Here is a 24,166-nt window from a genome sequence, read left to right on the forward strand (position 1 = left end):
AGCGCCGTCCCGGACCTCCATGCTCGCCCTCAAAATCTCGGTTTACTCCGTCGTTTTCTTCTTCATCGGGATTTTCGTGTTCGGCTTCCTGGCCAGTGACCCCAGCCGCACGCCGAGCCGCAAGGATCTCGAGGACTGACTCCGAGCGGCCGGCGGGTCACCTGGCCCACGCCGGCAACCGGCCGCGGTTCCCACCGGCTCAGCCGGTGCCGTGGCAGTATCTGGCGCGTTCTTGAGTTGAGCGTTGCCTGAACGCCGTCGTCATCAGCGCGCGCTCAGGTTGCTTGCAGCCTGCGGTTGGCTGGCCGCTCTGCATCCTTGTCCTGCATGGGCCAGCGAGAGTCCCGAACAGGAGTCGGTTCCCGCCTCTGTCGAGCCGTCGCTTCAGGAGCCCCCGGTCGAGCTTCGTCTCAGGGCCGACCAGCAGCGCCTCGACCAGGCCCGCAACCGCTATCTGGCCATCGGACGCGCCAGCGCGGTCATCGCGGGGGGCCGCCTGGAGGCGGACCGCATCGAGTTCGATCTCACCACCCGCACCCTGTGGGCGAGAGGCAGCGTGCGCTTCCGCCGCGGTGATCAGTACCTGCAGGCAAGCAGTCTGCGCTTCAACACCCTGCAGAACGAGGGAGAACTGCGGGATGTCTACGGGGTGCTCGATCTGGAGACGGCTCCGGCCGACCTGCAGCTGAACAGCAGCCAACCTGAGGCCGCTGAACCTGCCGATGCAGCAGCACAGCCAGGAGTCAACGGCCCGCGGAGGCCCGCTGAGCCCTCGGCCGAGGTCGACTCGGTCCCTGAGCCGGAGCCGCCCCCCCTGGGGCCGGTCGCCTGTCCACCCGATCTACCGCCGGTTCCCGACTGGCATCCCCATCCCTGGGCCGCCACCGTCTGGGGCGGCCAGATGACCGATTCCAATTTCGGTGACACCTTCATCTTCAACGGACGGCTCCGCCCCGAGACGCTCCTGGGGGTGGGGTTGCAGCGACGGCTGCTGCGGGCGGGCCCGTTCGCCCTGGAGCTGGACACCAACCTGATGAGCCACGTCGCCGCCTCCCAGGAGGGCGGCTTCAACCAGAGCGACCCCTTCGCGGACACCCCCGCCCAGAGCTTCGCGGAAGTCACCGGTGGGCTCGGACTGCGGGTCTGGGCGCGGCCCTGGCTGAGCCTGGCCGTGGTGGAAGGGGTGAGCTGGAACAGCTCGCTCAGCAACTACGAACGCACCTTCCGGGAGAACTCCGCTCAGCTGCTCAACTACCTCGGCTTCGAAGTGGAGGCCAAGGTCAATCAGCGCTTGTCAGCGGTGGGCCGCATCCACCACCGCTCCGGCGCCTTCGGCACCTACAGCGGCGTGCGCGAGGGCAGCAACGCCTACCTGCTGGGTGTGCGCTACCGCTGGGGGGAACAGAGACCTCCGATCGCTCAGGCCCCCGTTCCGCCTCCGCTCGGCTGCCCCGATCCCTACCGGGACAGCCGGCCGGACCCCTCCTCCCTCCAGGAGCGCCTGGAGACGGTGGCGATGGGGGCCGATCCGATCGAGAGCACCCGACCGGAGCCGCCCGCGCCGAGGCCCGCGCCGGAACGAACCCTGCGGCAGCAGGAGGAGGCCCGGGAGCAGGCCATCGCCGCGATCGACCAACGCATCGACAGCATCCAGCTCCGCCAGAGGCTGAAGGTGGAGCGTCGGATCGGCCTCTCCGACGACGACTCACGCAACGCCGCCGAGTTCAACGACTTCGGAGGCATCCGCCCGACCCAGCTGCGGAACCTGGAGCGCGAGGAGCTGGTGAAGGGCTCCATCAGCCGCTGGCGCATCCAGGCCAGCCGGGTGCGCATCACGCCGGAGGGGTGGCGCGCGGAGCGCATGGCCTTCAGCAACGACCCCTACACCCCGGCCCAGACCTGGGTGGATTCAGAGAATGTGGTGGCGGTGCAGGACGAGAACGGCGACACCCTGATCACGGCGGATCGCAACCGGCTGATCGTCGAGAACCGGCTGCCGATTCCGGTGTCCCGGCAGCAGCGCATCCGTCAGGAGGAGGAGGTCGAGAACCGCTGGGTCTTCGGGATCGACAACGAGGACCGGGACGGGTTCTTCATCGGACGGCGGATGGAGCCGATCGAACTCGGCGAGGCCCTGGAGCTGCAGCTGGAACCCCAGGTGATGGTGCAGCGGGCCATCGACGGTGAGACCGACAGCTACATCGCACCGGGGTCCGCCATCGGCAGCAGCAAGGTGACCCAGCCCACCGACGGCAGCGATCTGTTCGGCCTCGAGGCCCGTCTGCGGGGCGAACTTCTGGGATTGAACACGGACGCCCGGCTTGAGCTGACCACCCTGAACCCCGACAACCTCCCCAACGGCACCCGGGCCCAGCTCGACCTGGACCGCAGCGTCCGGCTGCCGCTGCTCGGCCCGACCACGGCCCGACTCTTCGGTGCCTACCGCCTCCGCGTCTGGAACGGATCCCTCGGCGAGCAGGACGTGTACTCCGCCTACGGCTTCTCGCTGGAGCAACGCCGCGAGTGGCGCTGGGGCAAGCTCGCCAATTCCGCCTTCTGGCGGACAGGCATCAGCAACGTCAACAGCGAGGGATTCGACAGCGACAACCTGCTCGATCTCTGGCGCTTCAACGCCATCGGCTCGATCAACAGCAGCTATCCCCTCTGGCGGGGGAAGCCGGCTGAACGGACACCACAGGCCGCCTATCGCTACTCGCCGGTGCCGATCGTGCCGGGGCTGGATCTGCGCAGCAACCTGCGCGTGCGCGTCTCCGCCTTCAGCGACGGCCGCTCCCAGAACACCCTGTCCCTCACCGGTGGTCCGACCCTCACCCTCGGCACCTTCAGCAAGCCGGTGCTGGACTTCACCCAGCTGACCCTCACCGGCGGCGGCACGTTGCGGCAGGGGGCCAGCCCCTTCAGCTTCGATCGGGCCGTCGATCTGGGAACGGTGGGCATCGGTCTCAAGCAGCAGATCGCCGGCCCGCTGCTGCTGAACGCGGGTGTGGGCCTCAACGTGGACCCCAACTCCGAGTTCTACGGCGATGTGACCGATTCCTTGGTGGAGGTGCGCTGGCAGCGTCGCTCCTATGACTTCGGCTTCTACTACAACCCCTATCGCGGCATCGGCGGATTCCGCTTCCGCCTGAATGACTTCACCTTCAAGGGCACAGGCGTTCCCTTCGTCCCCTACACACCCGGTGCACCCGAGCTCGATCCGGGCCTCCGGCCAAGCCTCTTCTAGCCCAGCCCACGGCAGGGCCGCTCAGGCTGCTCAGGGGAGCGGAGGGAGCGGTGGCGGGCCATCGACATCCTCACCGCCGATGATCAGATGGCTGCCGGTGAGATCGGCGCCGGCGATGCGCAGCCCCTCCACCTGCACGCCCGGGGCGTAGGCGTGGATCACCACCGCGTCGCTGAGATCGGCGTGTCGCAGATCCGTCGCGGCGAGGGTGGCGTTGGTGAGGGTCGCTCCCCGGAGCCGGGCGCCTTCCAGCCGGGCCGCACTGAGATCAGCCCCCTCCAGGTTGGCGGCGCTGAGATCCGCTCCACGCAGATCGGCCTCTCTGAGATCCACTCCGATCAGATGGGCCCCCCTCAGATCGGCCCCGCGCAGATCGCACGCCCGGCAGGCGCCATCACGGAGCAGTCGCTCGCGCGGTGGGCCGTAGGGCAGCACCTCCAGAGCCAGCACCCGGGGGGGCGAGGCGGGGGCGCTGGCCCCGGACTCCCCGGCCGCCACACGGGGCTCCGTGGCCAGCACTCCGAGCGCGAGCCCGGCCACCAGGAGCACACCCATGGGCCGGCGGGTCAGCCAGCCGGGAACCCATGGACGTCCCTCTCTGGACCACTTCCGGCAACCCCAATCCATGCCACTTCTCCAACCGCCTACCCACGGTCTAGTGCAAACGGGCCGTGGCCGCAGATCAGGAGCGGAAGCCGTTCAGGTACGGCAGCGCCGCCTGGGTGGCCGCCAGGCTCGACCCGTTGGCCAGCAACTGGGACGTGCCATCCCAGCGGCCGGAGAGCAGCATCTGCCGGGGACCGGCGGGAAGACTGAGCGACAGGGTCAGCTCACCGGTGGCTGCCGAGAGCGTCTCATCAGCCACCGACAGGTGCCAGGCCCAGTCGGGATGGGCCTCCACCGCATCCTGAAGAGCGTGAATCCGCTGGCTGGTGCCGCAGAGGCAGGGGATGCCCAGGGCCAGGCCGTTGCCGAAGAAGATCTCGGCGAAGCTCTCGGCGACGATCGCGCGGATGCCCCAGCGGAGCAGCGCCTGCGGAGCGTGTTCACGGCTGGAACCGCAGCCGAAATTGCCGTTCACCACGAGGATCGAGGCGCCCTGGTTCACCGGCCGATCAAAGGGATGAGCGCCCTGGAGCTCCTGACGGTCATCGGCGAAGACCTGAGCGCCCAGGCCCTGGAAACTCACGCATTTGAGGAACCGGGCCGGAATGATCCGGTCGGTGTCGATGTCGTTGCCGCGCAGGACCATGGCGCGCCCGCTGACCTCGGAAACCGGGCCCTTGGGCAGGACGGGAGCAGGCGGGGAGAGGGTCACGATGAAGGAGAGGATGGAACGGAACGCGGTCCGGGGCGGCAGTGGAGTGCTGCAGGCCGGACGGTCAGAGCAGCTCGCGGACGTCGGTGACGCGCCCGGCCACCGCGGCGGCCGCCACCATGGCCGGGCTCATCAGCAGCGTGCGACCGCTCGCAGATCCCTGACGGCCCTTGAAGTTGCGGTTGCTGGAACTGGCACTGAGCTGGCGGCCGTGCAGACGGTCGGGATTCATCGCCAGGCACATCGAACAGCCCGGCTCGCGCCACTCGAATCCGGCTTCGCGGAAGACCCGGTCGAGTCCCTCGGCCTCCGCTGCCCGGGCCACCTGTTCCGAGCCGGGCACGACGAAGGCCGTGATGCCATTGGCCACGTGGCGACCCCTGGCGATGGCGGCGGCTTCCTGGAGATCGCTCAGGCGGCCATTGGTGCAGCTGCCGATGAAACACACATCCACCGGCACACCGGCGATCGGCTGACCGGGCCGCAGATCCATGTAGCGGCAGGCCTCTTCCGCCAGGGCCCGGTCCTCCTGCGGCATGGTCATGGGGTCGGGCACGCAGTCGTCGATGGCGATGCCCTGGCCGGGGGTGATGCCCCAGGTGACGGTCGGCCCGATCGAGGCGGCATCGAAGCGCACCTCATCGTCGTAGACGGCCTCCGGATCACTGGCCAGACCCGACCACCAGGCCACCGCCCGATCCCAGGCCTCGCCCTGGGGCGCATGGGGGCGCCCCTTCAGGTAGGCGAAGGTGGTGGCGTCCGGATTCACGTAGCCGCAGCGGGCCCCGGCCTCGATCGCCATGTTGCAGAGGGTCATGCGGCCCTCCATGGACAGGGAGGCAACGGCGGGGCCGGCGAATTCATAGGCGTGGCCCACCCCGGCCTTGACGCCGAGGCTGCGGATCACATGCAGGACCAGATCCTTGGCGTAGACACCGTCGCCGAGCCGACCCTCGACCCAGATCCGGCGCACCTTCAGCTTGCTCATGGCCAGGCTCTGGCTGGCGAGCACATCGCGAACCTGGGAGGTGCCGATGCCGAAGGCGATGGCGCCGAAGGCTCCATGGGTGGAGGTGTGGGAATCGCCGCAAGCGACGGTCATGCCCGGCTGGGTCAGGCCGAGCTCGGGCGCGATCACATGGACGATGCCCTGCTGTCCGCTGCCGAGCCCGTGCAGGGTGATGCCGTTGTCCCGGCAGTTGGCCTCCAGGGTGCTGAGCATCTCCTCGGCGAGCGGGTCGAGGAAGGGGCGTCGCTGATCGGTGGTGGGCACGATGTGGTCCACCGTCGCCACGGTGCGATCGGGGCAGCGCACCGGCAGACCGAGGTCCCGCAGGCTGGCGAAGGCCTGCGGGCTGGTCACCTCATGGATGAGATGGAGGCCGATGAACAGCTGGGTGGCCCCCCCGGGCAGGTCGGCGACGCGATGCAGATCCCACACCTTGTCGTACAGCGTGCCCGCGCTCACCGGTTCTCCAGACGTCGATTGTGAAGGCTAGGACCCGGGGGGAGGCGGATCGCCCGGCTCCAGCAGCGCCAGGCGCAGCCGATCGAGGGCCGCGGCCACGCTCAGCTGCTGAATGCCCTGACGGCCGCGCCGCGCGCTGAAGCGGAGCTCCTGCGCGTGGGTGCCGCCCGGGCCGGCGAGGGCCAGGTGAACAAGGCCGACGGGCTTGTCCAGCGTGCCGCCGCCCGGACCCGCCACACCGCTGAGCGCCAGGGCCCAGTCGCTGCGGAAGCGACGCCTCACGCCCTCCGCCATGGCCGCGGCCACCGGATCGGAGACGGCCCCGTGACGCTCGAGCAGGGCCGGATCCACATCGAGCAGCTGCTGCTTGATGGGATTGGCGTAGGCGATCACACCTCCGAGGAAGACATCGGAGGCGCCGGGAACCGCCGTGAGGGCCACGCCGAGGCCGCCACCGCTGCAGGATTCCGCCACGGCAAGGGTCTGGCGGCGGCGGCGCAGCAGCTCCAGCACCACGGAGGCCAGGCTGTCGCCGTCCACCCCGTAGCAGCAGGAACCGGTCCGTTTGCGGATCTCCATCTCCAGGGGCTCGAGGGCTGCAGCGGCCTCGGCGCTGCCCGGGGCCCGGGCGGACAGGCGCAGCACAACCTCTCCCAGGCCGGCATAGGGCGCCACGGTCGGGTTCTCCAGGGCCATCAGATCACGCACCCGGTCCGTCAGGGCGGATTCCGAGAGCCCCGAGAAGCGCAGCGTCCGATGCCGGATCACACCATCGACCCCGGCCCGGCTGGCCAGCCAGCCCGCGGCGGTGGCCTCCCACATCGCCCGCATCTCGGCGGGGACCCCAGGGAACGTGAGCACGGTGAATCCGTCCACCACCGGGAAGTCGACGCGGCGGGGATCGGGCGTCCAGATCATGCCGGGGGCCGAACCCACCGGATTGGGCAGCAGCGTCGCGCTGGGAGGGAGCAGGGCCTGTCGGCGCAGAGCGGGATCGGGCCGACGGCCCAGCTGGAGAGCCCGGTCCTGCAGCTCCTGCCAGAGGGCCGGCCGCTCCTCCAGCGGCTCGCCGAAGGTGTCCGCCAGCGTCGCCGCGGTGAGATCGTCCGGCGTGGGGCCCAGTCCGCCGGTGGTGATCAGGAAGCGGCAGCGACCGGCCGCCTCACGCACCATGGCGGCGAGGCGCTCCGGGTTGTCGCCCACCACACCCTGGCGGTAGTGGGGCAGGGCCAGGGCGGAGAGTCGCTCAGCGAGCCAGCGGGCGTTGCCGTTGAGGATCGAGCCGACCAGCAGCTCGGTTCCCACGCAGAGCACCTCGGCCGCATGGGCGGGCCACGGCGAACGGTCGGGGCTCATGCTCCGGAACCCGGGCCGCGCACCGCATCCTCCCTGGCCACTCCGGGCTCATCGGGCATCGGCGAGGCGCCGGCCACGTTGCGCTCCGACGCCAGGGCCAGCCGACGACGGCAGTAGACCACCACGCCCACGAGGATGGCCGTGGCCAGGGCAAGCCAGAGAAAGCGCATCTCGGCATTGGCCACCACCAGAGCGAGAGCCGCCAGCCACTGAGTGAACACGTAGATCAGCAGCACCGTGAGGCGGTGGCTGAAGCCGGCCCGGAGCAGCCGATGGTGCAGGTGGCGGCGATCGGGGTGAAAGGGGGAGTGGCCCTCGCTGAGCCGGCCCATGATCACCGCGGACATGTCGGCCAGAGGCAGCGACAGGATCAGAAGCGGCAGCAGCAGGCTGACGCTGGTGAGACCCTTGGCGGGGCCGACGATGCTGATCGCCGCCAGAGTGAATCCGAGGAAATAGGACCCTCCGTCCCCCATGAAGATGCGGGCCGGGTTGAAGTTGTAGCGGAGGAATCCGAGGCAGGCCCCGGAGAGCGCTGCCGCCAGCAGACCTGCGGCCGGCTGATGCAGGCTGAAGCTCACCGAGAGCAGGCCGATGGCGGCGATCCCCGCCACGCCCGCCGCCAGGCCGTCCAGCCCGTCGAGCCAGTTGATGGCGTTGGTGATGCCGACCAGCCAGAGCACCGTGGCCAGCAGGCTGAGCTGGTCGGGCAGAGCCAGGGCCGTGCTGCCTTCGTGCCAGGGAAGGGCGATGGCCCCGATCCGCACCCCCTGGCTCCAGACCACCATGGCCACGGCCACCTGCCCGGCGAGACGGGGCATGGGGGGCAGGGCGAAGAGATCGTCCGCCAGACCGATCAGGAAGAAGCAGAGTCCACCGGCCAGGGTGGTCCAGATCAGCTGATCGCGGGCCGGCGGCAGAGCCCCGAACCCACCGATGGACCAGGTGATGGCGAGGGCCAGAGCGAACCCGGCCACGATGCCGACACCACCCAGACGCACCATCGGCGTGGAGTGCTGCTTGCGGGAATCGGGCTGGTCGGTGACGCCGAACCGGAGGCCGAAGGAGCGGACCACCGGCACGACGGCGGCTGTGAGAACGGCTGCACTGGCGAAGGCGACGACCGCGGTCAGCAGGGGGCTGCTCGGTGGCGTCACGGAAGAGGCAAGGGAGGGGAGCCCGGCCGGTGAGAGCGCGATCTCACGAAGGACAGAGATGTGATCCTAGGGAGCGCCACCGGAGAACCCGGTGAGCGGGGGGCAGCTTCAGACGGTGGCCAGTCTGCGCTCGGGCTCGTAGAGAGGGTGGGAGCGGCAGAGCTCGGCCACGCGCTCACGGCACGAGAGCTCGATGGCGGCGTCCTCCGAATGGAGCAGCCGATCAGCGAGCACGTCGGCGACGACGCGGAAGTCCTGCTCATCGAAGCCCCGACTGGTCATGGCGGCGGTGCCGAGCCGGAGACCGCTGGTGACGAAGGGGGACTCGGGGTCGAAGGGAACGGTGTTCTTGTTGGCCGTCACGTTGACGCCGCTGACCAGGGCATCGGCGACCTTGCCGGTCATGCCGATCGAGCGCAGATCCAGAAGCACGATGTGGTTGTCGGTGCCGCCGCTGACCACATCGATGCCCCGCTCCTGCAGGCGCGCCGCCAGCGCTCTGGCATTGGCCACCACCTGACGGGAGTACTCGCGGAATTCGGGGCGCAGAGCCTCCCCGAAGGCCACCGCCTTGGCGGCGATCACGTGCTCGAGCGGCCCGCCCTGGGTGCCCGGGAAGACCGCCTTGTCGAAGCGGCGGGCGAACTCGGCATGGCGGCAGAGCACCAGCCCACCACGGGGGCCCCGCAGGGTCTTGTGGGTGGTGGTGGTGACCACGTCGCAGTGGGGGATCGGGCTGGGGTGGACGCCGGCGGCCACCAGCCCGGCGATGTGGGCCATGTCCGCCAGCAGATAGGCCCCGACCTCGTCGGCGATCGAGCGGAAGGCGGCGAAGTCGATCGTGCGGGGGTAGGCGGAGTAGCCGCAGATGATCAGCCGGGGACGGTGCTGCAGGGCGAGGGCACGGATGGACTCGGGGTTGAGCTGCTGCGTCTCAGGGTCCACGCCGTAGTGCACCGCCTTGAACCACTTGCCCGAGACGTTCACGGGCGAGCCATGGGTGAGGTGGCCGCCATGGGAGAGATCCATCCCGAGGATGGTGTCTCCCGGATTCAGCAGGGACAGGAAGACGGCGAAGTTGGCCTGGGCACCGCTGTGGGGCTGGACATTCGCCCAGGCGGCGCCGAAGAGTTCCCTGGCCCGCGAGATGGCGAGCTCCTCGACGGCATCGACGTGTTCGCAACCGCCGTAATAGCGCTTGTGCGGCAGGCCCTCCGCGTATTTGTTGGTCAGCACGGAACCCTGGGCCTCCATCACGGCGCGTGAGGCGAAGTTCTCGCTGGCGATCAGCTCGAGATGCTCCTGCTGCCTGCGGGTCTCGAGCCCGATCAGGGCGGCCAGCTCAGGGTCAGACGCCTGCAGCGGTGAGTTGAGCGCGATGCCGGCGCGATCCACCATGGCGGTCGGTCATAGGAGTGTGAACCGATCGTAGACAGAGCCCGGTGGAGGCTTCGGCCACGAATGGACCCGACAAATGGCTGGGGACGCGCCTGGAGAGATTCGAACTCCCGACCCTCTGATCCGTAGTCAGATGCTCTAATCCGCTGAGCTACAGGCGCATGGATTCATCACACCCCATGCCCTGCCCCTCCGTCAACACCGGTGCCTGCCCCCGTTGCGCCGGGGAAGGCGTGGGCCACGGCAAGAATGGGGCCTGCACCCATCGACACGGCCCAGAGCATGCCGATCCGCTGGTACGGCACCGGAGACCGGACCGACCCCACCTACCGACACTTCGAGCGGGTGGTGAACCTCTGCCTGCACGCCACCCTCTTCGCCGCGGTGAACAGCGGGCTCTGGTTCGTGCAGGAGCTGCGCCACGGCTGGAGCCATCTCGACTGGCTCACCCTGAGCTGGGGAGCCGGTCTGGTCGCCCACGCTGTGACAGTGGTGCTGATGCGACCGGCCCCCCGGGCCGCCGGCTCCGGCGGGGACGCGCTGCCTCCCGAGACGCCATGAGCCTGAACAGCGACAGTCTGCGCGAGCTGGAACTGGCCATCGCCGACCGCCTCTACCTGCAGGTGGCCAGCTGGCACCTGTATCTGGGCGATGCGGGCCTGGCGAAGACCCTGGCGATCGAATGCGCCGCGCGGATTGATCAGGGCAGCGTCATCGCCGCACGCCAGAGCCTGGAGGCCGTGCAGGTGCCTCTGGGCGGGGGCAGTTCGAAACTGCCCCTGGCCCGGCTTCTGCCCAGCGGCCAGCTGCGGGATCTCGAGGAGATCCTGGATGAGCTCGGCCGATAAGGTTGCCCTGCCTCCCTGAAGCGTCGTGCTCGTCATCGAGATCAGCAACGCCCGCGAGGTGATGCGCCGGCGGGTCGGCCGACTGGGTGAGCGGCTGATCGGCACGGTGATGGACGCTGAGGCTCAGGTGGAGAAGGCCCTGATCCAGGAGCTTGAGTCGGCCTTCCGGGAGTTCGGCATCGAGGCCCGCATCCTCTCGGTGGGCGGCGCGGCACTGGTCGGGCGGCAGCAGCTGGAACTTCCCCTGCAGGTGCGGGACGAGCGGCAGGTGCGGGCCGAGGAGGCCTGACCCCCGGCCGGAGGGCTCCGGTCGGCGCTCTCAGGAGCGCCCGGGCAGGCGGCTGGCCAGGCTCCGCATCATCAGGCGCGCCTCCGGGATCCCCGCCGCCCCGGCGACGCCGCCATAGACCAGGAGCGCCACGGCGCCGCTGAGGGCGCACTGCCAGAGCAGGCCAGCCAGGCCGGCTGGCCAGAGGACCAGGCTGGAGAGGCCCCAGCCAGTGAGACCGGCTAGAGCGGCAGCCGCCGCGAGCACCAGCGTGTCCCGTCCCCAGGCCCGAAGCGGCAGCACCTGCAGCCGCTGCTGCAGCGCCGCCAGCAGGGCCCCGCAGGTGATCAGGTTCACCGCCACGGTGGCCAGCACCAGGCCGGGGGCACCGAAGTTCAGCCATGGGAGCTGGAGTCCCATCGGCGTGGGCCCTCCGACGAACAGCCAGTCGAAGACCACGTTCAGTCCGATGCCCAGCAGCGAGAGCCGGAAGGGCGTGGTGCCATCACCGAGGGCGTAGAACACCCGCACCAGCACATCCCGGGCTAGATAGGCCGGCATGCCCAGGCCGTAGGCCATCAGGAGGCCGGCCACCAGGGAGGCGGCCTGGCCGGCGAAGGCGCCTCGCTCGTAGACGAGGGCCACGATCGGGCCGGCCAGAGCCACCATCAGCGCGCCGAGCGGCAGCATGCTCGAGCTGGAGAGCATCAGTCCCTGACGGATGCGCTGCACCAGTTCAGCCCGATCCTCCGGAGCCGTGAGGCGCGCGAACGCCGGCAGAAGCGGCACCAGCAGCATGTTGGAGAGCAGGCCGAGCGGCGTCTGCACCAGAAGGTTGGCGTAGCCGAGACCCGCGGCCGCGCCCGGGATGCCGGAGGCGAAGAACAGATCGGTGAAGACATTGATCTGCAGCATTCCCGAGGAGAGCGTGGCCGGGGTCATCACGCGCAGCACCTCGCGCACCCCGGGATGGCGCCAGTCCCACACCAGCCGGAAGCTGTTCATCCCCTGCCGCATCAGAGCCGGCAGCTGGGCCAGCCACTGCAGGGCGGCCCCGGCGAGGGTGGCGGCCGCCAGCACCACACCGCCGCGGAGAGCCTGGGCGGGAAGGGAGATTGCATCGCCGAGGCTCCACCAGAGCCAGCCGATGCCCACGATCACGGCGGCGCTCGAGAGCAGGGGGCTGACGGACGGGAGCCAGAACTCATCGGCCGCATTGAGCGCACCGAACCCCAGACCGATCAGGCCGGCGAACAGCGCCATCGGGGCCATCACCTGCAGCTGCACCACGGCGATGCGGTGCAGCTCCGGATCGAGGCCCGGCCCGAGCAGCCGGATCAGGGGATCGGCCGCCAGCAGCAGCAGCAGCGTGACCAGCAGCAGCGCCACACCCACCAGCGAGTTGATCGCCGCCAGCACATGGGCTCCGTCGGAGCGCGGCCTGCGGGCGAGCACACTAACCATGGCGCTGTGAAAGGGGCCGTTGATGCCCCCGAGCAGGATCAGCAGGAAGCCGGGGAGCACATAGGCGTAGTTGTAGGCGTCGTAGGCGGCGCCCACCCCGAAGGCGGCCGCGATCACCTGCTGGCGCACCAGGCCGGCCACCTTGCTGATCGCGGTGGCGATGGCCACGATCAGAGCGATGCGTCGAAGAGATCTGGCCATGGAGGGGTGTCGGGCGGGGCCCGGCCCCTGAACACTGGGCGGGATTCTCCCCGGTCCGCCGCCGCATCCATGCCTGAGCCAACCGTTCCCTCCGCCTGCGGCCTCAGGCAGCAGCCCGCAAGCACCCCTGAGGCCGGAGGGCTGCCGCTGGGGACGGAGCTGATGACCTTCCCGCCCCTGGTGGAGGGAACCCTGCTGCGCCGCTACAAGCGATTCCTGGCCGATGTCGCCCTGGCGGACGGAAGCACCGTCACGGCCCATTGCCCCAACACCGGCCCGATGAGCGGCGTGCTCCACCCCGGTGGCCGGGTCCGGCTGCGGCATGCGCCATCCCCCAGCCGCAAGCTGGCCTGGAGCTGGGAGCAGGCCGAGGTGATGGGCGCAGCCGGCGAGCCGGTCTGGGTCGGGGTGAACACCGCGCTGGCGAACCGGCTCGTGCGGGCCGCCATCGAGGCCGGTGCCCTCGCCCCATGGCTGGGGCCGATTGATCGCATCCGCGGGGAGGTTCCTTACGGCCCCAACCGGCGCAGCCGCATCGACCTGCTGGTGGAGGGGCCAGCCGGTGCGGTGCATCTGGAGGTGAAGAACACCACCTGGTGCGACGGGGATCTGGCCCTGTTCCCCGACACGGTGACCGAACGGGGTCAGAAGCATCTGCTGGACCTGAAGACCGTGGCCCAGACCGGCTCCGCTCTGCTGGTGCCCTGCCTCAGCCGTCCGGACGTGACGCGCTTCGCCCCGGGCGACGCGGCCGATCCGCGCTACGGGGCCCTGTTCCGCGATGCAGTGCTGGGTGGAGTGCGGGTGCTTCCCTGCCGCTTCGCCTTCGAGGCGGCCGCCATCCACTGGCACGGCGTGTGTCCGGTGCGACTCAGTCAGTTGGACATTGTGTAGCGGTTGCGACGAGCCAAAGGTTCAGGGGCGGTCAGTTTTGCCTGGCAAGCAACGATTGCCCTTCGATCGTCTGCTCTCCCGTGCAGCCTCTGCAACCCAACCACTCATGATCTCTGCCACGCCTTCGCCTCCGCGGCGACGTCCGGCACGTCGACTGCAGGAAGCGAGCCTCCTTGAGGCGCCGATGCTCCTGGCGCGCAAGATTCGCGGCCTCACATCCCACCGCACGCTCCTCTGGCTCGCCTGTGTGCCTCTGGCCCTTCTCGGGCTCGGCATCTTCGGCCTGTCGGCACGTGCCGCCGAGCTTCCGGAGCTCACGCCAGCCTTCCTGGCGAACAACATGTTCATCTTCGTCTGCGCGATCCTGGTCGTCTTCATGAACGCCGGATTCGCGATGGTGGAGTCCGGCATGTGCCGGCAGAAGAACGCTGTCAACATCCTCACCAAGAACCTGATCGTCTTTGGCCTTGCCGCGACGGCCTACTGGTTCATCGGCTATTCGATCATGTACGGCGATGCCGTGGTACCCGGATGGCTGTTCTTCAAGGGTCTGTTCTTCAACCCCGAAGTCACGCCTGACATGGTGACCGAAGGAGCACTGGTCCCCACCGTCGACTTCTTCTTCCAGGTCGCCTTCGCTGCAACGGCAGCCACGATCGTTTCCGGACTCGTGGCCGAGCGCATCAAGTTCGGCGAGTTCGTGATCTTCTCCCTCGTCCTCGTCGGCATCCTCTACCCCATCTCCGGGTCCTGGCAGTGGAACGGCGGCTGGCTGAGCGAGCTGGGCTTCCTTGATTTCGCCGGCTCCTCGATCGTTCACTCCTTCGGTGCCTGGGCCGGCCTGGTCGGCGCCATGCTGCTTGGACCCCGCATCGGCAAGTTCGCCGACGGCAAGCCCCAGGCCCTGCCCGGCCACAACCTGGCCATCGCCACCCTGGGCTGCCTGATCCTCTGGATCGGCTGGTACGGCTTCAACCCCGGCTCTCAGCTGGCCATGGATTCGGCCGTTCCCTACATCGCCGTCACCACCACCCTGGGCGCCTCCGGTGGTGCCATCTCGGGCACCCTGATCTCTCAGTTCCGCGGCGGCAAGCCCGACATCACCATGACCATCAACGGCATTCTCGCCGGCCTGGTCAGCGTCACCGCAGGCTGCGATGGCCTCTCCATGGCCGGCTCCTGGGTTGTGGGCTTCATCGGCGGCGGACTGGTCGTGTTCTCGGTCGCCCTTCTGGACAGCCTCCAGATCGATGATCCGGTTGGTGCCTTCTCCGTCCATGGAACCTGCGGCATCTGGGGCACCCTCGCCGTCGGCCTGTTCAACATGGACTCAGGCCTGTTCTACGGCGGTGGCTTCGCCCAGCTCGGCTACCAGATCGTCGGAGTGCTGGCCTACGGCATCTTCGCGGCCGTGACCGCCTGGATCGCCTGGAGCATCATCGGCGCCATCTTCGGCGGCATCCGTGTCACCGAGACCGAGGAACTCGAAGGTCTCGACATCGGCGAGCACGGCATGGAGGCCTATCCCGACTTCGCCTCCACCGCCGGCTGACCCGCCCCTCCATCCAGTCTCGAGGCCTGGCCTCGACCCCACGCCCGGGCCCTGCGGCCCGGGTTTTTCATTCGGCCGTCACGCCGCCACGCGACCCATCCCCCATAGAGTCGGCTGGACGGTGAGCGGCCCGACGCCTTCCCCGCCTCGTCCACTGCCTGATCTCCCATGGACACCCACGCCTTCAAGCGCTCTCTGCACAAATCGGAGCGTTACAACAGGCGCGGATTCGGACGCGCCAGTGAAGTGGCCACGAGTCTCGAGCAGGCCTATCAGAGCTCACTGATCGGCTCGATCCGCGACAACGGCCATCAACTGCGCCAGGGCCGGCTCAGCGTCAGGCTGGCTGAGGCCTTCGGCTTCTGCTGGGGCGTGGAGCGGGCCGTGGCGATGGCCTACGAAACGCGGCGCCATTACCCGAGCGAGCGGATCTGGATCACCAACGAGATCATCCACAACCCCTCGGTGAATGACCATCTCCGCAGCATGGATGTGTTGTTCATCCCCGTCGACGGGGGCGTGAAGGATTTCTCCGGTGTGCGCAGCGGTGATGTGGTGATCCTGCCGGCCTTCGGCGCCACGGTGCAGGAGATGCAGCTGCTGAATGAGCGCGGCTGCCACATCGTCGACACCACCTGCCCATGGGTCTCCAAGGTCTGGAACACCGTTGAGAAGCACAAGAAGCACGCCTTCACCTCGATCATTCACGGCAAGGTCAAGCACGAGGAGACCCTGGCCACCAGCTCCTTCGCTGGCACCTATCTGGTGGTGCTCGACCTCAAGGAAGCCCAGATGGTGTGCGACTACATCCTCGCCAGTGCCAGCGGTCAGGGGGATCGGGCCGGCTTCATGCAGCATTTCGCCAGGGCCTGCTCGCCGGGGTTCGACCCGGACCGGGATCTGCTGCGACTGGGCGTCGCCAACCAGACCACGATGCTCAAGAGCGAAACCGAGGAGATCGGCAAGCTGTTCGAGCGCACCATGCTGCGCCGTTTCGGCCCCCAGGAGCTCAACGACCATTTCCTGGCCTTCAACACCATCTGCGATGCCACCCAGGAGCGGCAGGACGCGATGTTCGCCCTGGTGGATGAGCCGCTCGACCTGCTGGTGGTCATCGGGGGCTACAACTCCTCCAACACGACCCATCTCCAGGAGATCGCCGTCAGCCGGGGCATCCGCTCCTTCCACATCGACACTCCGGAACGGATCGGCCCCGGCAACCGCATCACCCACAAGCCCCTCGGCGCCGATCTGGCCATGGAGGAGCCCTTCCTGCCTGAGGGCCCACTGACGGTGGGCATCACGTCGGGAGCGTCGACGCCCGACCGGGTCGTGGAAGACGTGATCCGGCGGCTGATGGACCTCAGCGAGGCCTGAGCGCTGTCACAGCGGCAACGGAAGAGTCCGGGCAAGGGCGTTACATTCATTCACAGCGGGCGATCGCGTCCTTCTCCCGACTCCCCTTGACCACCACCTTGCCCCTGCCCCGTCCAGCGCTCCAGCCGCGCCTGCAGGACGGTCAGTCTGACAACGTGCGTCTCTACTCCAGCCGCTTCTCCGATGTCATGGAGATGGCTGCAGGCACTGAACAGGTAGGGGCCTATCTGGACTGCCATCAGGGCTGGTTCCGCCGCTGCGCCCATCCGATGGGCACCGAGCCGATCGGGGCCAACGGCTATCGCCTCACCCTGGCCCGGTTCAGCAACCTTGGGTTCGAGGTGCAGCCGACCCTGGCCCTCGAGCTGCTGCCCCAGCACTCCGGCACCTACAGGATCGTCACTCTGGATTCAGAGCCGGAACACGACGGTGACTCGCTCTACGACATCGATTTTCAGGCCAGTCTGAGCCTGGATGAGGAGTCCTCCCGGATGACCCTCGTCCGCTGGACGCTGGACCTGCGGGTCTGGATCCGGTTGCCGGCCGTGCTCAACCTGCTGCCGGATCGTCTGGTGCAGAGCAGCGGCGATCACCTGCTGCGGCATATCGTCCGCTCGGTGTCGCGCTCCCTGACCTGGAAGGTTCAGGAGGATTTCCACCAGACCACAGGACAGCCGACACCACCCCGGCTCAACGCCCGGTTCTGATCCGACTCAACGGCTGGACCAGATCCGGTTGACGATGTCCATGCCGGTGACGGCCTGCCAGAGGAAGAGGGTCATCAACCCCATGTTCAGGCCGACATGGGCCTTGCGAGCCAGCACGTTGCCCTGCTGCATCAGCGGCGAGAGGGCCGCGGCCAGGGCGATCAGCCCGGACATGCCGAGTCCCACCAGCAGATGGGGACCGACGAACAGCTTGCCGTTGTTCAGATAGGTGACGGCCATCCCGCCGAGCGTGCCGAACACCATCAGAGCGAGAACGGCACTGCCCATGAGGTAGTGGCGCTGGGGGAAGCGGCCCTTGATCAGTTCCTTGCGCTCCTCCGGCGTACCGGTGCGGATCTTCTTGGCCTTGAGGCCCAGAACCAGGGCGTAACCACTGAGAGCCAGCAGGCTCCACATGGCCAGCGGATGCACGAAGTTGAGACCGAAGGCCAGGGACTCAGGCATCGAAGCGTCGGCTGCGACAGAACGGTTCAAAAGCTACAGCCGCCCTTCCCACCGATGCGTCCGGGCCGCCGGCCCCCGGATCAATGGAGGAAATGGCGCCGCCCGGTCACGAGCATGGTCAGGCCGAGTTCATCGCAGGCCCGGATCGAGTCGGCGTCCCGGCGGCTGCCTCCGGGCTGCACCACCGCCGTGATGCCTGCTGCGGCCGCCAGCCGGACCGTGTCGTCGAAGGGGAAGAACCCATCGCTCGCCAGGGCGGCTCCGTGGGCCCGTTCGCCGGCCTGCTCGAGAGCGATGCGGGCGGAGCCGACACGGTTCATCTGACCGGCGCCGATGCCGAGACTCTGCTGGCCGGCGGCCACGACGATGGCATTCGAGCGCACGTGGCGCACGAGGCGCCAGGCGAAGGCCAGATCCAGGCGCTCGGCCTCGCTGGGAGGGCGTTGGGTCACCACCTGCCACTGCGATGGATCGCACGGCTCCGCGTCCCTGTCCTGGCGGAGCACACCGCCCAGGATGCTGCGCAGCTGGCTGGTCTCAGAGCGCTCCAGGCAGCCGGTCGACATCTCCAGCAGCCTCAGGTTGGGCTTCCCGGCCAGTTCCGCCAGAGCCCCGCTGCTGTAGGCCGGTGCCACGACGCATTCCAGGAACAGGCCGGTGAGCAGCCCGGCCGTGGCGGGATCCACCTCACGGTTGAGGGCCACGATGCCCCCGAAGGCGGAGGTCCGATCCGCGTCGAGAGCCCGTTCCAGAGCCTGTGGAAGGGAGGCGGCCTCAGCCACGCCGCAGGGGTTGGTGTGCTTGACCACAACGGCGGCAGGAGAGGCATCGCCGCCGTAACCGAACTCACAGACGGTGGCCAGCGCGGCATCGAGATCGAGCAGGTTGTTGGCGCTGAGCGCCTTGCCCTGCAGCTGCCTGGAGCCGCTCCAGCCCTGATCGGGGTGACCGAACCAGGTGGCGGCCTGGTGGGGGTTCTCGCCGTAGCGGAGGGACTGGCGCACGGGGACCTCCAGCACGAGTGGCGCCGGCGCCGGGCCGTCAACGGAGCTCTCCTGATCCGGCGCCTGCCCGATCCGCCCGGCCAGCCAGCCGCTGATGGCCCGGTCATAGGCCGCGGTGTGCTGGAAGGCCGCCAGGGCGAGGCTCCTCCTCAGGGCAAGGTCACAACGGTCCTGATCCAGGGCCTCCAGCACCGGGGCGTACTGGTCGGGACGGGTGAGCACGACCACATCATCGTGATTCTTGGCCGCGGCACGCACCATGGCGGGTCCGCCGATGTCGATTGTCTCGATCGCCTGCTCCAGGCTGACGGCCGGATCCCGCACCGTCTCGATGAAGGGATAGAGGTTCACCACCACCATGTCGATGGGGTCGATCGCCTGGTCCGCGAGATCGCTCTGGTGGGCCGGGTCGGACCGGCGCGCCAGGATGCCGCCGTGAACGCGGGGGTGGAGCGTCTTCACCCGTCCGGAGAGAATCTCCGGCGCACCCGTGTGCTCCGAGACCCGTCGCACCGCCAGCCCGGCGGCCTCCAGCACCGATGCGGTGCCGCCGCTGGAGAGCAGGGTGTAGCCATGCCTCTCGCTCAGGGCACGGGCGAAATCGACGATGCCCCGCTTGTCGGAGACACTCAGCAGGGCGGTGGGAGCCATGGCGGGCGGGGGGCTTCCATCAAGCTAGACAGTGCCCCACCCAGCACCCATGGAGCTCAGCTGCATCCGCCGCGGTGCCCGCCCGGCTCAGGCCCGGCTGGTGCTGCTGCACGGCTGGGGAGCCGATGCGGACAATCTGATGCCCCTGGCGGAAGAGCTGCTTCCCGACGCCGGAGCGGCCGGCGTGGAACTGCTGGCGCTGCGCGCCCCCGGCCGTCATCCGGACGGGGTGGGCCGGGCCTGGTACGACCTCAGCAGCCCCGTTTGGGATGGCCTGACCGCCTCACGCGACCTGCTCAGGCAGACGCTGCTGGACCTGGGGGCGGAGATTCCGCTGTCCCGCACCGCGATCCTCGGCTTTTCGCAGGGGGCGGCGATGGCCGTGGACGTGGCCTGCCGGTTGCCGGTGGCCCTGATCCTGGCCTGCAGCGCCTATCCCCATCCCGAGTGGAGCCCGCCGGAACGGATCCCTCCGATCTGGTTCAGCCATGGCCGGCAGGACCCGGTCGTGCCGGAGGCGGCGGGTCGCTCGCTGGCCGAGCAGCTGAGGGGCCGCGGCGGGGCTGTGAGCTGGACGGACTTTTCCGGGGGCCACGCCATCGACCCGTCGCTGCTGCAGCCGATGCGGGAGACCCTGATCAGCCACGGGATCGGAACGAGAGGTGGAACCGGGCCCGCAGGCTGATCAGGCCCACCTGGAATCACCCACCCGCCGGCCTGTCCGGGCAGAGGCCGGCGGGAATCAAGGCGCCGGACGGTCGCGCCTGCGACAGGCAACTGTCAGACGAAGGCGTATTCGTACTCCTCCATTTCCTCCCAGTCGTCGTGGGCCAAGGCCTCCAGACCTTCGAAGAGCCGCTCCTCACCGACGTGGTCGACGATGGCGCGCAGGGAGGGGAAGAGAAAATAATTTTCCTCGGCGTACTGGGCACTGAACAGGCCCTTCTCGCCCCAGAAGAAGCGGTCGGTGGTGTGTTCGTTGCGGCGAACGTTCAGCAGAGCCGGCGGCACGAGACCGCCTTCGGCGATGAAGCGTCGCGCCGCGGTGACGGGCTTGAACGCACCGGTTTCCAGGTGATGGGTGGAGACATGGGCGAGAACCCTCTGGCCCGCCAGGCGGCGACGGCTGATGCGCTTGCGCTTCTTGGACATGAACGGAGCTCCGGATCAGGAGCGGAATGGGGAACCAGGGTCGGAGTCGTGGTTCAGAACCAACCCCGAAGGACCCGCTGTCGTGCTCTGGAGGATCAGCAGCGGATCGGTGCACGGCAGGATGACGAGCACCCGGATCGGTGATGCGCTGCGGCGAACGCGTCTCCGAACAGGCAGGCCTCCCTGCTGTAGCTTTGGCGCCGGGAAAAGGGCAACCACGGCTGTTCAAATGATGACCTGCCCTCCCGAAACGGGGTGCATGGCTCAAGCCGTTCAACGGATCTTAAAGCTGTTTTCCCGATTTCCACAATCGCTCGCGGCAAATCCACCGCATCGCCGCTCGTGGCGATGAGCGAGCCCTCGCCGGAGTTTCGTCGACTGGTGTCGCACCAGCTGCGTCAGTTCGCGGACTGTTCCGAGCTCAACCACCTGATTGTCTATGCCGCGGGCCGTGGCGAGGACGGCAAGCTGCATCTGGCCACCATCGGCAGCTGGCCGGACGGCACCCATCAGCTGCCGCCGGCGGTTGAGGACGGCCACCTGCCGATGCCCGGCCGCGATCGGCGCTGGTGGGCCCTGCGGAGAGACACCGTGCTCCTGGGCGCGCTGCGAGCCGAGATCCGCGCCCATCCCTGGCGTGAGACGCTGCTGGCCCGTCTTCAGGCCTGCGCCGACACGCTCACTGAAGCCCTGCTGCTGGAGCATGAGCGCGTCCGGCTCGAGCAGGACCTGGACCGCCAGCAGGACCAGATCGCCGCTCTGGTGCACCAGCTGCGCAACCCCCTCGCCGCCCTGCGCACCTTCGCGCAGCTGCTGCTGCGGCGCATGGATGCCGGCGATCGCCAACGCCCCCTGGTGGAGAGCCTGCTCTCGGAGCAGCGACAGCTCGGGCGCTATGTGGATGCCATCGGCGTGCTTGGGGCAACCGCCGGACCGGAGCGCCGGGACGGCGGGATGACGGAGGCCGGTTCCCCTCTGTTGCCGCCGCCAGCGGACAGCGGCGACGGGAGCAGGGACCGACTGGCTGGGCGCCTGGCCGGGCTGTGCGATCGTGCGGCCGCCCGGGCGGCATTGCAGGGGCGATCCTGGCTGGCGCCCGATCGATGGCCCCGCTGGGAGGGCGATGCGGACAGCGTGGCCGAGATCGTGGCCAACCTGATCGACAACGCCTTCCACTACGCGCCGAGCGACCGGGCGATTGGAATGGCCTGGATCGAAGGGGAGCCGGAGGACGGCCTCCGGCTCTGCGTGTGGGATGGAGGGGAGGCCATCGCTGCCGGCGAACGGGAACGGATCTTCCGGCCGGGCGAACGGGGTGCCCGGTCAGCCGGCCGGAGCGGCACCGGCCGCGGCCTCGCCCTCGCCCGGGATCTGGCCCACGGGCTGGGGGGAACGCTGACGCTCCACTGCCCCCCGCGGCGGCTGGATCCCCGACTGCCGGAACAGGGCAACGTCTTCTGCCTCAAGCTGCCGGCTGCGATTCAGACCCCGCAGGCCAGCAGTCCCATCAGCAGCAGCGCCAGCGACTCCGACCATTCGACGCAGGCCCCGTAGCTGTCGCCGCTGTGGCCCTCCAGCCGCCTGCCCAGGATCAGGGGGACCGCACTGGCCGGCAGCGCGCCCACCAGCAGCCACCACGGCCAGCCCCGGGCGCCGATCCCCACGGCACAGACGACCAGCAGGGCCAGCATCGGCCGACTCTCCCGCCGCAGGCCGCGCCAGTGATCCCGGTGGAAGCCGGCGGTTCCGTCCTCCCGCAGGTAGGGGAAGCGGTCGATCGCCAGCAGCGGTGACCAGCGCCCCCAGACGGCGGCGGCCAGCAGGGCCGCCGGAGCCGCCGCGTCGAGCATCCACAACCCGGCAGCCCGCAGCAGCAGAACCTGAATCATGGCGATGACGCCGGCCGCTCCCACCCGGCTGTCGTCCATCGCCGCCAGCCGCGACGCCTTCGGGGCGGCCAGGCCATCAGCCGTGTCCATCAGACCATCGGCATGGATCCCGCCGCTGATCCAGAGACCCAGGGTCAGCACCAGAGCCACCCTGGCGGCCAGCGGCCAGGTGGGCGTCAGGGCCCACCAGAGCAGCGCCTGGGCCCCGCCGGTGACGAGGCCCAGTAGCGGCGCGAAGCGAGCGATCCTCCTGAATCGTGGAGCCGGCCAGGGCCAGGCGGGGAGAACGGTGTAAAAGATCCAGGCGCCGGCCAGATCCGAGCACCAGTCGGGCGGGGAAAGGAGCCGCCGACGCCGCCGGTGAACCGTCACCGTAGGGTCGGCACTGAACCCGATCCCAGGGCCGCGCGATGCCCCCACTGCGGGCCGGGCCGGCGGAGCCCCCGGCATCCTTCCGCTTCGAGATCGAAGCCCACTGCCCGCGGACCCGCGCCCGCCGGGCCCGCTTCCACACCCCGCACGGGATCGTGCAGACGCCCCGCTTCATGCCCGTGGGCACCCTGGCCACGGTGAAGGGGGTGAGCAGCGATCAGCTGCAGGCCACGGGGGCCCAGATGGTGCTGGCCAACACCTACCACCTGCATCTGCAGCCGGGCGAGGCCGTGGTGGAGGCCGCCGGCGGCCTGCATCGCTTCATGAACTGGTCCGGGCCGCTGCTCACCGATTCCGGTGGGTTCCAGGTGTTCAGCCTGGCCGACCTCAACCGCATCAGCGACAGCGGCGTGAGCTTCCGGTCGCCGCGCGACGGAGCCCGCATCGACCTGTCGCCGGAGAGTTCCATGGCGATCCAGATGGCCCTCGGGGCGGACGTGGCAATGGCCTTCGACCAGTGCCCTCCCTACCCGGCGAGCGAAGCCGACGTGGCCGAGGCCTGCCGCCGGACCCACCTCTGGCTGGAACGCTGCATCACGGCCCACACGCGGGGCGATCAGGCCCTGTTCGGCATCGTTCAGGGGGGCTGCCATCCCGCTCTGCGGGAGGAGTCCGCACGGGTGGTGGCATCGATGGGGCTCCCCGGTACGGCGATCGGGGGCGTGAGCGTGGGCGAGCCGGTGGTGGAGATGCACCGCATCGTGCGCCAGGTGGCTCCCCTGCTGCCGGAGGACCGGCCCCGCTACCTGATGGGCATCGGCAGCCTGCCGGAGATGGCGGTGGCGGTGGCCCAGGGTGTGGACCTGTTCGACTGCGTGCTCCCAACCCGCCTGGGCCGGCACGGCACGGCGCTGGTGGCGGGAGAGCGCTGGAACCTGCGCAACGCCCGCTTCCGCCATGACCACCGCCCGCTCGATCCCACCTGCCCCTGCCCGGCCTGCCGCCAGCACAGCCGCGCCTACCTGCACCACCTGATCCGCAGCGAGGAACTGCTGGGGCTGACGCTGCTCAGCCTCCACAACCTCACCCACCTGATCCGCTTCACCCAGGCGATGGCCACAGCGATCAGCGAAGGCTGCTTTTCGGAGGATTTCACTCCCTGGCAGCCCGACTCCCCGGCGGCCCACACGTGGTAGCTTCCAGCCACCGCCAACGTACGGACCACGGATGGTCGTTGCTTCCCTCAGCCTGCTGGCCCAGCTCCCGGAGGCGTACCGCGCCTTCGCGCCGATGGTGGACATCCTGCCCGTGATCCCCCTGTTCTTCCTCCTGCTCGCCTTCGTCTGGCAGGCCTCGGTCGGCTTCCGCTGATCACCCTCAC

Annotated in this window: 24 protein-coding genes and 1 tRNA gene; 13 read left to right on the forward strand and 12 right to left on the reverse strand. The window is 69.1% G+C overall.

Annotated features, from left to right (window positions below; genetic code table 11):
• Positions 1–19: 19 nt before the first annotated feature.
• Together EVJ50_RS08590 and EVJ50_RS08595 are read left to right on the forward strand one after the other, a co-directional pair.
• The gene (locus tag EVJ50_RS08590) at positions 20–139 is read left to right on the forward strand and encodes a photosystem II reaction center protein I (protein ID WP_006172424.1); all 120 of its coding nucleotides are present in this window, start codon (positions 20–22) and stop codon (positions 137–139) included.
• 141 nt (positions 140–280) lie between these two features.
• Positions 281–3,244: a DUF3769 domain-containing protein gene (locus EVJ50_RS08595; RefSeq protein ID WP_150883494.1), complete on the forward strand. Its 2,964-nt coding sequence runs from the start codon at positions 281–283 to the stop codon at positions 3,242–3,244.
• A gap of 30 nt (positions 3,245–3,274) precedes the next feature.
• On the opposite strand, the gene EVJ50_RS08600 is transcribed toward EVJ50_RS08595, so the two are convergent.
• The 7 genes from EVJ50_RS08600 to EVJ50_RS08630 form a co-directional block, all read right to left on the reverse strand.
• A complete protein-coding gene (locus EVJ50_RS08600; protein WP_150883495.1) occupies positions 3,275–3,799 on the reverse strand; it encodes a pentapeptide repeat-containing protein in 525 nt (174 codons plus the stop codon).
• Positions 3,800–3,926: 127 nt separating this feature from the next.
• Complete coding sequence (locus EVJ50_RS08605) at positions 3,927–4,496, reverse strand: 3-isopropylmalate dehydratase small subunit 2 (RefSeq protein WP_150884958.1); 570 nt, start codon at positions 4,494–4,496, stop codon at positions 3,927–3,929.
• Positions 4,497–4,626: 130 nt separating this feature from the next.
• Positions 4,627–6,030: a 3-isopropylmalate dehydratase large subunit gene (gene leuC / locus EVJ50_RS08610; protein WP_150883496.1), complete on the reverse strand. Its 1,404-nt coding sequence runs from the start codon at positions 6,028–6,030 to the stop codon at positions 4,627–4,629.
• A 27-nt stretch (positions 6,031–6,057) separates the two neighbouring features.
• Positions 6,058–7,386: a competence/damage-inducible protein A gene (locus EVJ50_RS08615; RefSeq protein ID WP_150883497.1), complete on the reverse strand. Its 1,329-nt coding sequence runs from the start codon at positions 7,384–7,386 to the stop codon at positions 6,058–6,060.
• Entirely contained in the window at positions 7,383–8,543 is a 1,161-nt protein-coding gene (locus EVJ50_RS08620; protein ID WP_150883498.1) for an MraY family glycosyltransferase, read from the reverse strand. The genes EVJ50_RS08615 and EVJ50_RS08620 overlap by 4 nt, the downstream gene beginning before the upstream one ends.
• A 108-nt stretch (positions 8,544–8,651) precedes the next feature.
• Positions 8,652–9,941 (reverse strand): serine hydroxymethyltransferase, encoded by a 1,290-nt coding sequence (glyA, locus tag EVJ50_RS08625; RefSeq protein ID WP_150883499.1) that lies wholly within the window; start codon positions 9,939–9,941, stop codon positions 8,652–8,654.
• A gap of 87 nt (positions 9,942–10,028) precedes the next feature.
• Positions 10,029–10,102, reverse strand: a tRNA-Arg gene (locus EVJ50_RS08630).
• 88 nt (positions 10,103–10,190) lie between these two features.
• Between EVJ50_RS08630 and EVJ50_RS08635 the strand changes: the two genes are divergently transcribed.
• The 3 genes from EVJ50_RS08635 to EVJ50_RS08645 are packed head-to-tail and all read left to right on the forward strand — an operon-like array spanning position 10,191 to position 11,078.
• Complete coding sequence (locus EVJ50_RS08635; protein WP_370455470.1) at positions 10,191–10,502, forward strand: 2TM domain-containing protein; 312 nt, start codon at positions 10,191–10,193, stop codon at positions 10,500–10,502.
• On the forward strand, positions 10,499–10,789 hold the full coding sequence (locus EVJ50_RS08640; protein ID WP_150883500.1) for a DUF3181 family protein: 291 nt from the start codon (positions 10,499–10,501) through the stop codon (positions 10,787–10,789). The genes EVJ50_RS08635 and EVJ50_RS08640 overlap by 4 nt, the downstream gene beginning before the upstream one ends.
• Before the next feature lie 25 nt (positions 10,790–10,814).
• A complete protein-coding gene (locus EVJ50_RS08645; RefSeq protein ID WP_150883501.1) occupies positions 10,815–11,078 on the forward strand; it encodes a cytochrome-c oxidase in 264 nt (87 codons plus the stop codon).
• A gap of 30 nt (positions 11,079–11,108) precedes the next feature.
• Here EVJ50_RS08645 and murJ read toward each other — a convergent pair whose 3' ends face one another.
• Positions 11,109–12,722, reverse strand: coding sequence for a murein biosynthesis integral membrane protein MurJ (gene murJ, locus EVJ50_RS08650; RefSeq protein WP_150883502.1), 1,614 nt, complete (start codon positions 12,720–12,722; stop codon positions 11,109–11,111).
• 162 nt (positions 12,723–12,884) lie between these two features.
• Here murJ and sfsA point away from each other — a divergent pair, with 162 nt between their 5' ends.
• From sfsA to EVJ50_RS08670, 4 genes are all read left to right on the forward strand, one after another.
• Positions 12,885–13,616 carry a DNA/RNA nuclease SfsA gene (gene sfsA / locus EVJ50_RS08655; protein WP_225323180.1) on the forward strand — a complete coding sequence of 244 codons (732 nt, stop codon included), beginning with the start codon at positions 12,885–12,887 and terminating at the stop codon, positions 13,614–13,616.
• A 106-nt stretch (positions 13,617–13,722) separates the two neighbouring features.
• Entirely contained in the window at positions 13,723–15,168 is a 1,446-nt protein-coding gene (locus EVJ50_RS08660; RefSeq protein WP_150883504.1) for an ammonium transporter, read from the forward strand.
• A gap of 168 nt (positions 15,169–15,336) precedes the next feature.
• Positions 15,337–16,545 carry a 4-hydroxy-3-methylbut-2-enyl diphosphate reductase gene (locus EVJ50_RS08665; RefSeq protein WP_150883505.1) on the forward strand — a complete coding sequence of 403 codons (1,209 nt, stop codon included), beginning with the start codon at positions 15,337–15,339 and terminating at the stop codon, positions 16,543–16,545.
• Between the two features lie 86 nt (positions 16,546–16,631).
• Positions 16,632–17,252, forward strand: coding sequence for a DUF1997 domain-containing protein (locus EVJ50_RS08670; protein ID WP_370455471.1), 621 nt, complete (start codon positions 16,632–16,634; stop codon positions 17,250–17,252).
• A gap of 6 nt (positions 17,253–17,258) precedes the next feature.
• Here EVJ50_RS08670 and EVJ50_RS08675 read toward each other — a convergent pair whose 3' ends face one another.
• Both EVJ50_RS08675 and purH read right to left on the reverse strand, forming a co-directional pair.
• Complete coding sequence (locus EVJ50_RS08675; RefSeq protein WP_150883506.1) at positions 17,259–17,717, reverse strand: DUF4079 domain-containing protein; 459 nt, start codon at positions 17,715–17,717, stop codon at positions 17,259–17,261.
• Between the two features lie 80 nt (positions 17,718–17,797).
• Positions 17,798–19,372 (reverse strand): bifunctional phosphoribosylaminoimidazolecarboxamide formyltransferase/IMP cyclohydrolase, encoded by a 1,575-nt coding sequence (gene purH, locus EVJ50_RS08680; RefSeq protein WP_150883507.1) that lies wholly within the window; start codon positions 19,370–19,372, stop codon positions 17,798–17,800.
• 49 nt (positions 19,373–19,421) lie between these two features.
• Here purH and EVJ50_RS08685 point away from each other — a divergent pair, with 49 nt between their 5' ends.
• Positions 19,422–20,057, forward strand: a complete 636-nt coding sequence (locus EVJ50_RS08685; protein WP_150883508.1) for an alpha/beta hydrolase — start codon at positions 19,422–19,424, stop codon at positions 20,055–20,057.
• A 95-nt stretch (positions 20,058–20,152) separates the two neighbouring features.
• On the opposite strand, the gene EVJ50_RS08690 is transcribed toward EVJ50_RS08685, so the two are convergent.
• Positions 20,153–20,524 carry a DUF3155 domain-containing protein gene (locus tag EVJ50_RS08690; protein WP_150883509.1) on the reverse strand — a complete coding sequence of 124 codons (372 nt, stop codon included), beginning with the start codon at positions 20,522–20,524 and terminating at the stop codon, positions 20,153–20,155.
• A 348-nt stretch (positions 20,525–20,872) separates the two neighbouring features.
• Between EVJ50_RS08690 and EVJ50_RS08695 the strand changes: the two genes are divergently transcribed.
• A complete protein-coding gene (locus EVJ50_RS08695) occupies positions 20,873–22,078 on the forward strand; it encodes a sensor histidine kinase KdpD (RefSeq protein ID WP_150883510.1) in 1,206 nt (401 codons plus the stop codon).
• Here EVJ50_RS08695 and EVJ50_RS08700 read toward each other — a convergent pair.
• Complete coding sequence (locus EVJ50_RS08700) at positions 22,006–22,785, reverse strand: adenosylcobinamide-GDP ribazoletransferase (RefSeq protein WP_225322868.1); 780 nt, start codon at positions 22,783–22,785, stop codon at positions 22,006–22,008. The two genes, EVJ50_RS08695 and EVJ50_RS08700, sit on opposite strands and share 73 nt — an antisense overlap.
• 38 nt (positions 22,786–22,823) lie before the next feature.
• Here EVJ50_RS08700 and tgt point away from each other — a divergent pair, with 38 nt between their 5' ends.
• Together tgt and EVJ50_RS08710 are read left to right on the forward strand one after the other, a co-directional pair.
• Positions 22,824–23,981 carry a tRNA guanosine(34) transglycosylase Tgt gene (gene tgt, locus EVJ50_RS08705; protein WP_150883512.1) on the forward strand — a complete coding sequence of 386 codons (1,158 nt, stop codon included), beginning with the start codon at positions 22,824–22,826 and terminating at the stop codon, positions 23,979–23,981.
• A 31-nt stretch (positions 23,982–24,012) separates the two neighbouring features.
• Positions 24,013–24,156, forward strand: coding sequence for a photosystem II reaction center protein K (locus EVJ50_RS08710; RefSeq protein WP_150883513.1), 144 nt, complete (start codon positions 24,013–24,015; stop codon positions 24,154–24,156).
• Positions 24,157–24,166 lie beyond the last annotated feature (10 nt).

This window comes from Synechococcus sp. RSCCF101 (assembly GCF_008807075.1).
Lineage (GTDB): Bacteria > Cyanobacteriota > Cyanobacteriia > PCC-6307 > Cyanobiaceae > RSCCF101.

Excerpts from the sequence above, each read along its gene's own strand:
- EVJ50_RS08590 (WP_006172424.1), top strand. The coding sequence starts at position 20 with ATGCTCGCCCTCAAAATCTCGGTTTACTCCGTCGTTTTCTTCTTCATC.
- EVJ50_RS08600 (WP_150883495.1), bottom strand. The coding sequence starts at position 3,799 with ATGGGTGTGCTCCTGGTGGCCGGGCTCGCGCTCGGAGTGCTGGCCACG.
- EVJ50_RS08605 (WP_150884958.1), bottom strand. The coding sequence starts at position 4,496 with ATGGTCCTGCGCGGCAACGACATCGACACCGACCGGATCATTCCGGCC.
- EVJ50_RS08615 (WP_150883497.1), bottom strand. The coding sequence starts at position 7,386 with ATGAGCCCCGACCGTTCGCCGTGGCCCGCCCATGCGGCCGAGGTGCTC.
- glyA (WP_150883499.1), bottom strand. The coding sequence starts at position 9,941 with ATGGTGGATCGCGCCGGCATCGCGCTCAACTCACCGCTGCAGGCGTCT.
- EVJ50_RS08635 (WP_370455470.1), top strand. The coding sequence starts at position 10,191 with ATGGGGCCTGCACCCATCGACACGGCCCAGAGCATGCCGATCCGCTGG.
- EVJ50_RS08640 (WP_150883500.1), top strand. The coding sequence starts at position 10,499 with ATGAGCCTGAACAGCGACAGTCTGCGCGAGCTGGAACTGGCCATCGCC.
- murJ (WP_150883502.1), bottom strand. The coding sequence starts at position 12,722 with ATGGCCAGATCTCTTCGACGCATCGCTCTGATCGTGGCCATCGCCACC.
- sfsA (WP_225323180.1), top strand. The coding sequence starts at position 12,885 with ATGACCTTCCCGCCCCTGGTGGAGGGAACCCTGCTGCGCCGCTACAAG.
- EVJ50_RS08660 (WP_150883504.1), top strand. The coding sequence starts at position 13,723 with ATGATCTCTGCCACGCCTTCGCCTCCGCGGCGACGTCCGGCACGTCGA.
- EVJ50_RS08665 (WP_150883505.1), top strand. The coding sequence starts at position 15,337 with ATGGACACCCACGCCTTCAAGCGCTCTCTGCACAAATCGGAGCGTTAC.
- EVJ50_RS08675 (WP_150883506.1), bottom strand. The coding sequence starts at position 17,717 with ATGCCTGAGTCCCTGGCCTTCGGTCTCAACTTCGTGCATCCGCTGGCC.
- purH (WP_150883507.1), bottom strand. The coding sequence starts at position 19,372 with ATGGCTCCCACCGCCCTGCTGAGTGTCTCCGACAAGCGGGGCATCGTC.
- EVJ50_RS08685 (WP_150883508.1), top strand. The coding sequence starts at position 19,422 with ATGGAGCTCAGCTGCATCCGCCGCGGTGCCCGCCCGGCTCAGGCCCGG.
- EVJ50_RS08690 (WP_150883509.1), bottom strand. The coding sequence starts at position 20,524 with ATGTCCAAGAAGCGCAAGCGCATCAGCCGTCGCCGCCTGGCGGGCCAG.
- EVJ50_RS08695 (WP_150883510.1), top strand. The coding sequence starts at position 20,873 with ATGAGCGAGCCCTCGCCGGAGTTTCGTCGACTGGTGTCGCACCAGCTG.
- tgt (WP_150883512.1), top strand. The coding sequence starts at position 22,824 with ATGCCCCCACTGCGGGCCGGGCCGGCGGAGCCCCCGGCATCCTTCCGC.
- EVJ50_RS08710 (WP_150883513.1), top strand. The coding sequence starts at position 24,013 with ATGGTCGTTGCTTCCCTCAGCCTGCTGGCCCAGCTCCCGGAGGCGTAC.